Here is a 12,804-nt window from a genome sequence, read left to right on the forward strand (position 1 = left end):
TTACACCGCCTTATTAGGATCAAATGCGTCGCGGACGGCTTCACCAATAAAGATCAGCAAAGACAACAATATCGCCACCGACAAGAAGGCAGTGATCCCAAGCCACGGAGCCTGAAGGTTATTTTTCCCTTGTAGCAGCAGTTCGCCGAGTGATGGTGAACCGAGCGGCAGACCGAAGCCGAGGAAATCGAGCGAGGTCAGGGTGGTTATCGAACTACATAAAATAAACGGTAAAAAGGTGAGAGTAGCGACCATGGCATTCGGCAACATATGACGCAGGATGATACTGCGATCGCTGACGCCAAGCGCCTGCGCTGCGCGGATGTAGTCGAAATTACGGGTACGTAAAAACTCAGCCCGTACCACGCCGACCAGACTCATCCAGCCAAATAAGACAGTAATTGCCAGCAGCCACCAGAAGTTAGGCTGTACGACGCTGGAAAGTAAAATAAGCAAAAACAGCGTCGGCATCCCCGACCATACTTCAATAAAGCGTTGCCCCCAGAGATCCACTTTCCCACCGTAATAGCCTTGCAGCGCCCCCGCCAGCACGCCCATTACACTGGAGCAGAGTGTCAACATCAGACCAAACAGAACCGAGATCCGCGTGCCATACAGAATGCGCGCCAGCACATCGCCACCGTTGGCATCCGTTCCCAGCCAGTTTTGCCAGGAAGGTGGGGAGGGGAAGGGCTTGTCAGTGGAAAAGTTGATACTGGTAGCGCCAAAGCGAATCGGCGCCCACAGTACCCAGCCTTTATCTTCCAGCCGTTGTTTCAGCCACGGGTCCTGATAATCAGCCTGACTTGCCAGCGGGCCGCCAAAATCACTCTCACTGTAGTTTTTCAGCAACGGGAAATACCAGCTGCCGTCATAACGTACCAGCAATGGCTTATCGTTGGCGATCAGTTCAGAACACAAACTCAAACCAAACAAGATGAGGAAAATCCATAACGACCAGTAGCCGCGGCGATTATGACGAAAACGTGCCCAACGGGCCTGATTGACGGGGCTGAGTCGCGACATTAGCGTCCCTCAAAATCAATACGAGGATCGACCAGCGTATAGCTGATATCACTGACAATATTCAGCAGCAGGCCAATCAGGGTGAAAATGTACAGGGTGCCAAACATCACCGGATAATCGCGCGAGACGGTCGCTTCGTAGCCCAGTAAACCGAGGCCATTGAGCGAAAACATCACCTCAATCAGCAGCGAGCCGGTAAAAAACATGCTGATAAACGTTGCCGGAAAACCGGCAATCACCAGCAGCATGGCGTTGCGGAACACATGTTTCCAGAGAATATTTTTTTCGCTTACCCCTTTCGCACGCGCGGTCACCACGTATTGCTTACGCACTTCATCAAGGAATGAGTTTTTTGTCAGCATGGTCAGCGCCGCAAAGCCGCCAATCACCGTCGCCAGCACCGGCAGCGTGATATGCCACAGATAATCCGTGATTTTCTGATACCACGGCAGCGAATCAAAGTTAGCGGAAACCAGGCCGCGTAGAGGGAACAGGTCGAAATAGCTGCCGCCCGCGAAGAAGACAATCAGCAGGATGGCGAACAAAAAGGCTGGAATGGCGTAGCCGATGATGATAAATGCGCTGCTCCAGACATCAAAGCGGCTGCCGTTATAAACGGCTTTGCGAATACCCAGCGGAATCGACACCAGATAGATAATCAGCGTGCTCCACAATCCGAGGGTGATGGAAACAGGCAGACTGTCTTTAATCAGCGCCAGCACCGAGGCGCTGCGAAACAGGCTGTCGCCAAAATCAAAGCGAATGTAGTCCCAAAGCATTTTGAAGTAACGTTCGTGGATCGGCTTATCGAAACCGTAGCGATGGGTGATCTCAGCGATCACTTCGGGATCTAACCCGCGTCCGCCGCGGTAGTTACTGTCGCTGATATTGCCGACGCCCGTTTGCGCATGGCTGGCACGAACGCCTTCGCCGCCTGCGCCGGGTAATACTCCGGCATTACCAAACTCAATGGCGGCGATAGCCTGGTCGACGGGGCCGCCAGGCGCAATTTGCACGATGAAAAAATTGATGGTGATAATCGCCCATAATGTTGGGATCACCAGCAACAGACGGCGAATCAGGTAAGCGCCCATCTACTCTCCCTGTTTGCTGGCGGACGGCAGTTTGGCCGCTTTATTGACGTCATACCACCAGGTATCGATACCGAGGCTATAGATGGGGCGCACGGCTGGCTGGGAGAATTTATCCCACCAGGCGAGACGGTCTTCCGCCATGTACCACATCGGCAACATGTAATAATTCCACGTTAATACGCGATCCAGGGCGCGCCCCAGAGGCAGTAATTTTTCTTTATTTCCCTGGGCGGCAATAATTTGGTTAATTAGCGAGTCGATAACCGGGCTTTGCACGCCGGGGGCATTATAAGTGGAGTTGATATATTCCGATGACCAGGAAATCTGTAAATCGGAACTGGGCCACGGCATCGCCCGCCACACGCGCGGCATCATGTCATAGTCGCGGCTGCGCATTCGGTTGGTGATTTGCGAGTTATCCACCTTGCGAATGTCCATGTTGATACCCAGCCGTTGCAGGCTATGTTGGAACGGCAATACCCACTGACTATTGCTGCTTGCAGGAAGCAATAATTCAAAGCTGAGTGGCTGGCCTGTGGTGGCATTAACGCGTTGCTGACCTTTCAGCACCCAGCCTGCATCGTTGAGAAGTTTGTCGGCTTTTAACAGGTTGTCACGGTCGTAGCCATCGCCTTTGGACACTGGTGGCTGGTAGATTTGCGTGAACACTTCTGGCGGTAGATCTTTTTTCATTGGCGCCAGAAGCACCAGCTCAGCGGCGTCGGGGTAATTTCTGGCCGCGTATTCGGTATTCTGAAAATAACTGTTCGTGCGACTCCAGGCATTGTAAAACAACGCCTTATTCATCCATTCAAAGTCAAAGGCGAGGGTGATGGCTTCCCGGACCCGGCGATCGCTGAATACCGGTCGTTGAATATTAAACGCCAGCCAGCGCGTATCCTGGGCTGATTCGTTCTTTTGCTCATCTTTGATAATGTATTTTTTATCGAAATTCTTACCGGTATAGCGCGTAGCCCAGTTTTTGGCGTCGTTTTCCATACGCAAATCAAAGGCACCGGATTTAAACGCTTCAAAGGCGACATTATCATCGAGGTAATAATCATAGCGAATGGTATCGAAATTCCAGCGACCACGATTTACCGGTAAATCGGCCGCCCAGTAATCTTTAACGCGAGAATAAACAATATTCTGGCCCATTTTCCAGGATGTAATGCGGTACGGACCACTGGCCAGCGGAGGCGTAGAGAGCGGGTCGCTAAGTTTATGATCCTTCCAGTACTTTTCTGGAAATACCGGCAGCGAAAACAGACTCAGCATATCTTCTTTGCCTGGTTTGGCTAATTCAATACGCACGGTTAATGGCGCTATGGCTTTGACCGTTGTGCCTTTGTATACCAGGCGAAACTGCGGCACGCCCTCGGTCATAAATTTTTGAAAAGTAAACTCAACGTCGCGCGCGGTAATCGGCGAACCATCATGAAAACGGGCGCGCGGATTGATAGCGACTTCTACCCATGAATAATCGTCAGCATAGCGTGCGCTTTCGGCAATCAGCGGGTAATAACTGCCGGGTTCGTCATCGGAAGTGGTAAATAGCGTGTCGTACAGTTGCTCGGTGCGTGCGCCGGGGTTTCCGCGTAGTGCATAGCGGTTAAAATTATCGAAGGTACCAATGGAGGATAACGTTATTTGCCCGCCCTTCGGCGCAGCAGGATTCACATAATCAAAATGGTTGAAATTAAAAGCATACCGGGGTTCCCCCAGCACCGCAAAGGCATAGCTTTCCTTGATAGCTTGCGCCTGCGCACCGAAGGTGAACAGGGTGATAAACAGCAGCAGTATGCGCACAATCATCTGCAACGGATTTCCTTTTACTCATCATTAGCCGCAATCCGGCATGCTTCAACTATGAATAATAAGGGACACAAGCACACCTTACCACTGCGGCGTATGCGGTTTCTCCAGCCAGCGGACAAAATCATCTATCGGTAAGGGACGGCTAATCCAATAGCCTTGCAGGAAATTAACACCGTGCTCACGTAGCCAGCGCGCCTGTTCCGGTGTTTCGACACCTTCAGCAACCGTCAGCATATTGAGACGTTTCGCCAGCGTGAGCACCGCGTCAAGCACCGGAGATGTGACCGTTTCCGTACCTATAGCATTGATAAACCCACGGTCAATTTTCAGATACTCGAGCGTGAAGCGTTCCAGATAGATAAGCGCACTGTGTCCGGTGCCGAAGTCATCAATAGCAATTTCCACGCCGACAGAGTGCAGCCAGGCGAACAGTTTTGTGGCCTCATGCTCTTTCAGCATATCGCGCTCGGTTATCTCCAGTACAATCTGGAAATGGTGCGCGGGTAGGGAGGCGAGCAGCCGATGTATATCCGCTTTAAAGCTCTCGCTGTGCAGATGTTCCGGTGCGATATTAATGCCAAACTTTATGCCCACCGGCAGTACGTTTTGTAATTCAGCCGCATCACGGGCTATAAGCTCAAACAGATGCTGGGTCAGCGGCACGATCATCTTTTGCGATTCGGCATATTGAATGAAGGCATCCGGCGGGATTTCACCTGCAACAGGATGACGCCAGCGTAGCAGCACTTCCAGGCCCGTGACCCGCAGCGTTGGTGTATCAACCACCGGTTGATACACCAGGTAAAATTGCTCACGTTTGATAGCAGCCATAATTTCTCTGCCAGGGCGCATACGCACACTCATCAGGTAATAGCAGAGCAGGCCAACGACAGTTCCACTCATACCGCCCAGTAAAAACGCATACCACACATCGTTCCATGTCCAGTCATCAGCATAAAGACGCACAGTCAGCGGAATGCCTGTTATTTTGGTTTCGCGTACGGGTTTGCCGGATAACTCACGGACGTTCATCAAATGCGACGAAAATGTCGAAAGCACGGTATCGCCAATAATGAGTGCGATCCCGTCGAAATCTTGCTGACGAGAGCTATAGAGAAGATATGGCGTCAGGTGCAGGTTTAATGCTGCAAAAACGCCGCTATTTTTCAATAAAGGGTTGCGATACCAGATGACGATAGCGGGTTTGTTGGGCACCATTGGCGTGCCAGGCAACATCGCCATATCGACGTCTTTGTTAATATCGAGCGCCGGGATCAACTCATTGAGCGGTATATCCATCTCCCCCGTTGCTGATGAACAAAAGCTCTTTTTATCCTTCACCAGCACAAATGTGCGAACATTCATGCTAAACGCCGCGCGGGCAGTTAGTTCAGGGTTAGCCTGCTGACAGGTATCTAAGGTGAGCGGCTGTAGGCGGTCAGTGGTTAATTTCAGGTCGGCGAAGTAGGTATCGAGATACTTTTGTACGTCGGTAATCAGTGTGTCGTATTTGACTTCGTGTTTATGCCAGGCAACCAAAAACTGAAGACAGCTGACCAGTATTGCAATCATCACGCCCGCAATAATGCAGGTAAGCAGGATCTTACGTCCGGAAGAGGGAGCGCGTATGAACATGGTTCCGTTAATATTCCCGAGATTACGACAACGCTGAAGTGGAAGAGAATGACGGGACTATAGCCTGGTTCAAGGCACGGAAACATCATTTTCTATGATGAATGAAAACAAAAAAGCACTGCTTAAGCAGTGCCTTCAGTTAACTCGTCAAGATAGCCAAGGGATTGCATCCAAACGGTTTATTAGCTGCGGCTAAGAACCCGACGTGCTTCGTTGTAACGCTTTTTCCAGTACGGCTCATTCATGCTGGAAATAATAACACCACTGCTGGTGGAAGCATGAACGAACTGATTGTTGCCGATATAAATACCGACATGGCGTCCAGTTGAACCAGCACGGAACAGAACTAAGTCACCTGTACGCAAATTACTGCGGGAAACTGACTTGCCCATTTCCTGCTGTTCATAAGTTGAACGAGGAAGTTCTAAGCCAAATTGTTCGCGGAATGTACGCTGTACGAAACCAGAACAATCGATACCTTTTTTAGTGCTGCCACCCAGACGATAACGTACGCCTTTCCAGTCAGCATACTGATCCATAATTCGCGATTTTACGTCGACATTACGAACCAGATTTTCAAATTCATCCTGAGAAGCTTGCAGTGATGATGTTTCACTACCCACTGCACGTGTCTCAGGATGCATATTCTTTGCGGTGTTATTTGCACTACATGCAGAAAGCAGAACCGCTACTGCAATCGCGGGAATCCCGCGCAAGATATATCTCAAAATCGGTTGAGATTTGACCATGTTGTTTGTTTTCCCTTGAAGTCCTTAACGACAAATATCGTTATAAAAAAATGCCAAGCGACACGAGACTAATTACCTGGGCACGTTGAAACAATTCCTTAAGGCCAAATCTGTGGACTAACGCACAAAATTATATGCTGTGAGGATAATCTACCGCCGAGGCAAAACGTGTTCGAGATTACCCGATTGACGCGGTCTTGGCGAGCGGTTTTACATGATTTTTTATAAGAAAAAGTGATACAGAAAGTTAATAAACGGGAATGGTCAATTAAAGCACTGTTGTCTAAAAGATGCGCAATCCATTCATTTGCTTAGAGAATGATCATTTCACTTAATGAACGAGAGCAAAGTCGCACATCATCAGGATTATCCCTACTATGAAAATAAACCTGATGATGTTAATTACTGTGAGTTATTTGTTTTATGAATGTTTATTTTTTCCAGGCAGTGATTTGTCAAAAAAGGCGATTAATTGATCACTTAAAGGTGTCATTAGCCACCAGGGCAACCCAATCAATATCACCGTCATGGAACCGACAATGATATCGGTAAACCAATGTGCGCCAATCATCACTCTGGGAAATGCAAAAACCACAAATATAATAAGGGCGATTACTCCTGCGACTTTTCCGAAATATCGCCACATAAAAGCGGAAAAAATAAGCAGCATCATGCCATGATCGCCGGGAAAACTATCTCGTGAGGCATCTTTCGTTGGAACAGATAGCAGTTCGCTGACGCGGTTAATATCTGTAAAGGTCAATGTCGGACTGGCCCGTTTTACCGGAATAAATGCCTGGCCCAACTGGTTTAATACCACTGCGGTTAACAGCATGACCAGACAAATAATCACAATACGCCGTCTGCCGGGTGCGTTTTCTTTCAGCCAGAAACTCAGCATCAGTATTCCCATCGCCAGCAGTGAACAACCGTCGAAGGCGCGATTATTAGTCAACGCAACCAGCCATAAAAGAGTCTTGCTTTCGACCAGTTTCTGATTAAAAAAATAAAAAATATCCGCGTCAATTGGCAACCAGAATCCATGATTGACGGGAATGTACCAGGAAAGAAACAGCGCGAGGCCGACAATATTTAACAGCACTATTTGCGGCAAATTTTTGATCATATTTTCTCTAATTATCTTACTGAAAAACGCAGGCAACCTTACGCGTTGGTCGCTAAACGAAGCTTCAACAGCGCGCTCTGTAAGGCGTTCCAGTCAGTTTCGCTGCTGGAAATCAGCTCAATGCGGCTATCTGGTGGTGCAACGTTTTGCGTTTCAATGTGCAGGTCATCGCCCTGACGGTTGATGCGCACAAGACCTTCTGGTATCCGCATCACGCCTTTTACGCGTCCGACCGGCGCAAGTCGCGCCCATTCCAGAATGCCAATGGTGTCGAACACGGTATCAGCGTCGAATATCCAACCGCAGGCCTGGTGTCCTTGTCCGCTATTCAGACTGCGACGCCAGCGTTGATGCTCTGGCAGGCTTAATGCCGCTAATCCTTTTTTCTCGTTATGTTGATGCGAATGGGCAGCGCTGGCGGGTAACTCAGTTAAATTTCGACGAGGTAAATCCAGAAGATGACCTTCAATTTGCCCATGATCGCTGTGAATTAATTGCCGTTCGCCACCGTTTTGTTGCCACCAGCGTTGTAACGCTTGCTCGCTTTCTGGCGTAGCACGGTCGGATTTATTGGCGACAATGATGTCTGCGGCAGCCAGTTGATCACGGAAGTTTTCATTACCGACGCTTTTTTCGTCCAGCAGCAGGCGCGGATCGAGAATGCACAACGTGGCGCGCAGATCGATCCACGGTTCATAGACCGGCGCGGTTAACAGATCGAGGATCTGTTTCGGATGACCCAGTCCGGTCGGCTCTATCAGCAAGCGGTCTGGTTTTCCCTGGCGCAGTAAGGTATTCAACCCTACCTGCATGGGTAAACCATTAACGCAGCACATGCAGCCGCCGGGGATCTCTTTCAGCAATGCGCCGCTATCAGCGAGCAAAGCACCATCAATTCCGACTTCCCCAAATTCATTAACCAGAACCGCCCATTTTTCGTTGGGATCTTTGTGGGCTAGCAGATGAAGAATAGAGGTTGTTTTCCCGCTGCCGAGAAAACCGGTGATGAGGTTGGTCCTGGTCACAACGGCTCCGCAATAATCAGATGAGTTAACTGTGCGTTAATCCTGGCTAAAAAAGGCGGAAAAGAGAAGAGAGAGGGCGGACGAAGCGATGCTCCATCCGCTTTAACCGCAGAAATCGTTAAATTTTGAGGGTGTTTAATAGCGCCTGATGCGCGCCGAACTGCGTGATTTGTTGCCAGGCTTGTTCGATGGCCTGCACAAAATGCGGGTTATCTGGCAGATCATCACCGAACACTTCACGCAGGGAAAGCAGGGTGGTGACGCGTTGTTCACTACTGCTGCCCGCAACAAGTTCGCGAATTTTATCGCTAAGCGGATCGCGAACATCAATGGCATTTCCGGCATCATCAACGCCGCTGACGTAACGCATCCAGCCAGCAACGCCTAATGCCAGCAACGACCAGTCCGTTTTGCGCGCCAGATGGATGCGAATCCCTGCCAACATGCGTTGCGGTAATTTTTGACTGCCATCCATCGCGATTTGCCAGGTCCTATGTTTCAGCGCTGGATTGGCAAAACGTTCAATTAACGTATCCGCATAGTATGTTAAATCGACATCTTTAATCCGTAGCGTTGGCGCTTGCTCCTCCAGCATTAATGTTCTGGCGGCATGGCGAAATGCGCGGTCCTGCATGCAATCACTAATATGGGCGAATCCAGCCAGGTAGCCCAGATAAGCGAGAAAAGAGTGGCTGCCATTAAGCATGCGCAGTTTCATCTCTTCCCACGGCAGGACATCATCCACCATTTGTACACCTGCGATTTCCCAGGCTGGGCGCCCTGCGACGAAGTTATCTTCTACCACCCACTGGATAAACGGCTCGCAGCTAATTGCACAGGGATCATTCACGCCCAGATATTGGCTAATTTCTGCCAGTGATTCTTCCGTTGCTGCCGGGACAATGCGGTCGACCATGGTTCCCGGAAAGCTGACGTGTTCTTTTATCCACTCGGCAAGTTCTGGAGAGCGTTTTTCAGCCATCCCCAGCACCGCATTTTTCACCACATGACCATTGTCGGGAATATTATCGCAGGAAAGTACGGTAAACGGCGCAAGGCCACGTTCACGACGGCGTTTCAGCGCTTCGACAAGAATGCCTGGCGCGGAGTGAGGTTCTTCCGGGCTTTGTAAGTCATGAATAATCCGCGAATTATTGGTATCAAGTGCACCGGTGGCCGGGTCGATACAATAACCTTTTTCGGTAATGGTCAGGGACACAATTGCCACCTGCGGTTCGCAAAACTTCTCAATAATCGCCGCTAAGGAATCCAGTTTTGCATTCAGGCATTCATGAACGGCCCCGACAATAATCGCCTGATTGCCGTCTGCGCCTTTCTCCAACACGGTATATAAATGATCCTGTTCGCGAAGTTGGCTCATTAGCCGATCGCCGCTGAACAAACTGATTTCACAGATCCCCCAATCGCTGCTCTGGGCATTCAGCACACGGTCGGTCAGTAACGCCTGATGTGCGCGGTGAAAGGCTCCAAAGCCAAAATGAACGATACGGGATTTCAATTGCTGGCGATCGTAACGTGGAGTGTGAATGTGAGGCGGGAACGTAGTGGAGGCAATTGTGTTCATAGAAGTCACGTCTTAGTAACGATTGATTAACAACGCTAGTGTAAAGTTATATGACAGCAATTGAAATTGGTCTGGATTGTTAATGCGATGAAGTGTGAGGACGATCAATTTACAAGTGAATATTGCAGGCGAAAGGTGTTCAGGAGGCGCAAAATGAAGGATTGGTATAATAAATTAAAAAGGGACAGTCTGAGCTGTCCCTTTTCTGAATGTGGCTGAAGTTAGTCAGCACGCCCCATATAACGGCGTTCTTCGATATGGATACGAATTTTTTCGCCCGGGCTTAAGTATTCTGGTACCTGAATCACCAGTCCGGTGCTCAAGGTCGCCGGTTTGTTACGGGCACTGGCAGAAGCGCCTTTGATGCCAGGAGCGGTTTCAACGATTTCCAGATCAACGGTCTGCGGCAGTTCAAGCGCCAGCAGTTGACCGTCCCAGGTCAGAACCTGCATGTCTGGCATGCCGCCTTCCGGCATAAACAGCAGTTCTTCTTCAATCTGATCTTTGGTGAAGGTATACGGGGTATAGTCTTCTTTATCCATAAAGACATATTCGTTGCCATCGACGTAGGAGAAGTCAACGTAGCGGCGGGTCAGCGTCACGGTATCAACGATATCATCGCCTTTAAAGCGTTCTTCCACTTTCAGCCCGGTACGGACGTCTGAAAAACGCATTTTGTACAGCGTAGCGGCACCGCGGGCGGTAGGCGACTGAATATCAATGTCCTTAACCAGCAGCAGTTTGCCGTTGTAATTCAGTACCATACCTTTTTTAATTTCGTTCGCTCTTGGCATCGAAAAATTCCTGTTGTCGAAAATGTCAAAAATATCGCGACAAACTACTCGCGACGGGCCTTTCAGGCAAGTGGTATTCGCACTTTTGCTGGTGCCAAAAAGGTGGTAATGTGCGCGCTCCTCAATCCGGTGGTTAACCTTAAGAGAACAACGTATGGAATGCCGTCCGGGTTGCGGGGCGTGTTGCACCGCCCCCTCAATCTCCAGTCCTATTCCCGGTATGCCAGATGGCAAGCCCGCCAATACGCCCTGCATTCAGCTTGATGAACAGCAACGCTGTAAAATTTTCACATCTCCACTACGGCCGAAAGTTTGCGCAGGCTTGCAGGCCAGTGCTGAAATGTGCGGTAACACGCGTCAGCAGGCCATGACCTGGCTTATCGATCTGGAAATGTTGACCGCGCCTTAAACATCTTTAATCCGCAGCAAGCAAAACAGGGTGGCGATAACCATCACCATCGCAAACCAGAACACCGCGTGATAATTCCAGATCTCGGCGACGATGCCCGCCACTGAACCAGCGATGATCCAGCCCACGCGCGACGTATTGGTATAGAGCGTGGTGGCTGAACCTGCCTGACCGGGCATCAGGTCCTGGAAATAGAGCATCCCGATACCGCCCAGAATGCCGATAAAAATAGCATTCAGCAGCTGCAAGCCCAACAGAATGGCAGGTGAATGCGCCATCAGCATTCCTGCGTAAAAACAGACGCCACCCACGGCAGCAACGCGCATTAAGAAACGCTTACCCAGACGTTTGGCAAAATATCCGGCAATCAACATGGTCGGGATTTCCAGCCCGGCGGCGGTCCCCATCATCACACCGGCCAGTTTCTCAGGAAGATGCAGTTCGTTGATAATAAATAGCGGCATGTTGATGATGTACAGGCTGTTCGAGCCCCACATCAATGTACAAATGACAAACAGCAACAGCGTATCGCGACGGTTACGGCGCGGCGCTTCAACCGTGCCGGTCGCCAACGGAAGCTCTTTTTGCATCGACGGTAAAAACAGCCACACCATCACGCCGCAAACAATAAACGCCACCGCCGCGCTGAGATACATTACCGTAAAGCTGAATCCCATCGCTAAGGCATACGCCAGCGGCGGGCCAATGACCCACGCTAACGATACCTGGGCGCGTAAAAAAGAGCTGAACATCACCGCTTCACGCCCGGTTTTGTCGGCATGTTCACGAGCAAGAGCAAACATTTGCGGGTTGGCGGTAGAACCAAAGCTGCTTAAAAAAACGCCCACGAATAACAAAACAAAGTAGTTGCGATTCCAGGCAAAAAGGGTACAGGCCAGCATGCCTAACAGGCAGCAAAAGACAATCAGCGATTTACGATCGCCGCGTTTATCAGAGCGTCCGGCGAGAAACTGACTGACCAGAATTCCGATAACGGCGCTGCCGGTAAAGAAGAATCCCACCATCGCCGGGCGCGCGTGCACTTCATCAGTGAGGAAAATACTTAGCGTCGGGGTTTGCAGGGCACCTGCAATACCGGTGAGAAAGGCAACAATTAAAAACGCCGCTGACGTCAGGTCAAACGATTTCGCGCTGGAAACTGCGGGGGAGTTATGCATGCTGGTCGATCAGTGAAAGATGAAGACGCGGAGTTTACGCTGCCTGTCAGAAAATAAACAGTCAGTGAAATCAAACTCGCTACGAATAATCAAAATGGCATTTCACTCTTGCTGATCCTCAGCTGACGCCGCCGAAATGCTAATGCTGATGGCTAATTTCACTGTCAGCATTTCAGATTTTTGGCAAAAAAATGTGCAGCACATCAAACTTTTGGACATAATTTAGCGGCTTCCCTTGCGTGCTGAAGAAGAAGTATTATTCTTGATTGAAACGTTTCAGCGCGATCTTGTCTTTAATCCTAAGCCAGGTTGGCGCTTTTTTTCTCATAGAAGCTGAATCGTTTCAATTCAGCAAGAGAGGAGAA

At 49.8% G+C, this 12,804-nt stretch carries 11 protein-coding genes; 1 reads left to right on the top strand and 10 read right to left on the bottom strand.

Annotation, left to right across the window (positions count from 1 at the left end; translation table 11 throughout):
• The 9 genes from FEK66_RS11445 to yeiP form a co-directional block, all read right to left on the bottom strand.
• Window positions 1-1,026 (bottom strand): ABC transporter permease, encoded by a 1,026-nt coding sequence (locus FEK66_RS11445; protein WP_135494544.1) that lies wholly within the window; start codon window positions 1,024-1,026, stop codon window positions 1-3.
• Window positions 1,026-2,120, bottom strand: a complete 1,095-nt coding sequence (locus FEK66_RS11450; protein ID WP_130260507.1) for a microcin C ABC transporter permease YejB — start codon at window positions 2,118-2,120, stop codon at window positions 1,026-1,028. The genes FEK66_RS11445 and FEK66_RS11450 overlap by 1 nt, the downstream gene beginning before the upstream one ends.
• Entirely contained in the window at window positions 2,121-3,935 is a 1,815-nt protein-coding gene (locus tag FEK66_RS11455) for an extracellular solute-binding protein (protein WP_135494542.1), read from the bottom strand.
• Between the two features lie 81 nt (window positions 3,936-4,016).
• On the bottom strand, window positions 4,017-5,573 hold the full coding sequence (locus tag FEK66_RS11460; RefSeq protein WP_135494540.1) for a cyclic di-GMP phosphodiesterase: 1,557 nt from the start codon (window positions 5,571-5,573) through the stop codon (window positions 4,017-4,019).
• Window positions 5,574-5,755: 182 nt separating this feature from the next.
• Window positions 5,756-6,322, bottom strand: a complete 567-nt coding sequence (gene mepS, locus FEK66_RS11465) for a bifunctional murein DD-endopeptidase/murein LD-carboxypeptidase (protein ID WP_000241011.1) — start codon at window positions 6,320-6,322, stop codon at window positions 5,756-5,758.
• 421 nt (window positions 6,323-6,743) lie between these two features.
• Window positions 6,744-7,448, bottom strand: a complete 705-nt coding sequence (lpxT, locus tag FEK66_RS11470; protein ID WP_135494538.1) for a Kdo(2)-lipid A phosphotransferase — start codon at window positions 7,446-7,448, stop codon at window positions 6,744-6,746.
• Window positions 7,449-7,486: 38 nt separating this feature from the next.
• The gene (gene yeiR, locus FEK66_RS11475; RefSeq protein ID WP_130260504.1) at window positions 7,487-8,473 is read right to left on the bottom strand and encodes a zinc-binding GTPase YeiR; all 987 of its coding nucleotides are present in this window, start codon (window positions 8,471-8,473) and stop codon (window positions 7,487-7,489) included.
• 118 nt (window positions 8,474-8,591) lie between these two features.
• On the bottom strand, window positions 8,592-10,058 hold the full coding sequence (locus FEK66_RS11480) for a mannitol dehydrogenase family protein (protein WP_135494536.1): 1,467 nt from the start codon (window positions 10,056-10,058) through the stop codon (window positions 8,592-8,594).
• 221 nt (window positions 10,059-10,279) lie between these two features.
• Window positions 10,280-10,852, bottom strand: a complete 573-nt coding sequence (yeiP, locus tag FEK66_RS11485) for an elongation factor P-like protein YeiP (protein WP_001136827.1) — start codon at window positions 10,850-10,852, stop codon at window positions 10,280-10,282.
• A gap of 154 nt (window positions 10,853-11,006) precedes the next feature.
• Between yeiP and FEK66_RS11490 the strand changes: the two genes are divergently transcribed.
• Window positions 11,007-11,261 (top strand): YkgJ family cysteine cluster protein, encoded by a 255-nt coding sequence (locus FEK66_RS11490; protein WP_064526801.1) that lies wholly within the window; start codon window positions 11,007-11,009, stop codon window positions 11,259-11,261.
• Here FEK66_RS11490 and setB read toward each other — a convergent pair.
• Complete coding sequence (gene setB / locus FEK66_RS11495) at window positions 11,258-12,439, bottom strand: sugar efflux transporter SetB (protein WP_131162190.1); 1,182 nt, start codon at window positions 12,437-12,439, stop codon at window positions 11,258-11,260. The two genes, FEK66_RS11490 and setB, sit on opposite strands and share 4 nt — an antisense overlap.
• Between the last annotated feature and the right edge of the window lie 365 nt (window positions 12,440-12,804).

The sequence above is a fragment of the Escherichia sp. E1130 genome, from assembly GCF_005781065.1.
GTDB lineage: Bacteria > Pseudomonadota > Gammaproteobacteria > Enterobacterales > Enterobacteriaceae > Escherichia.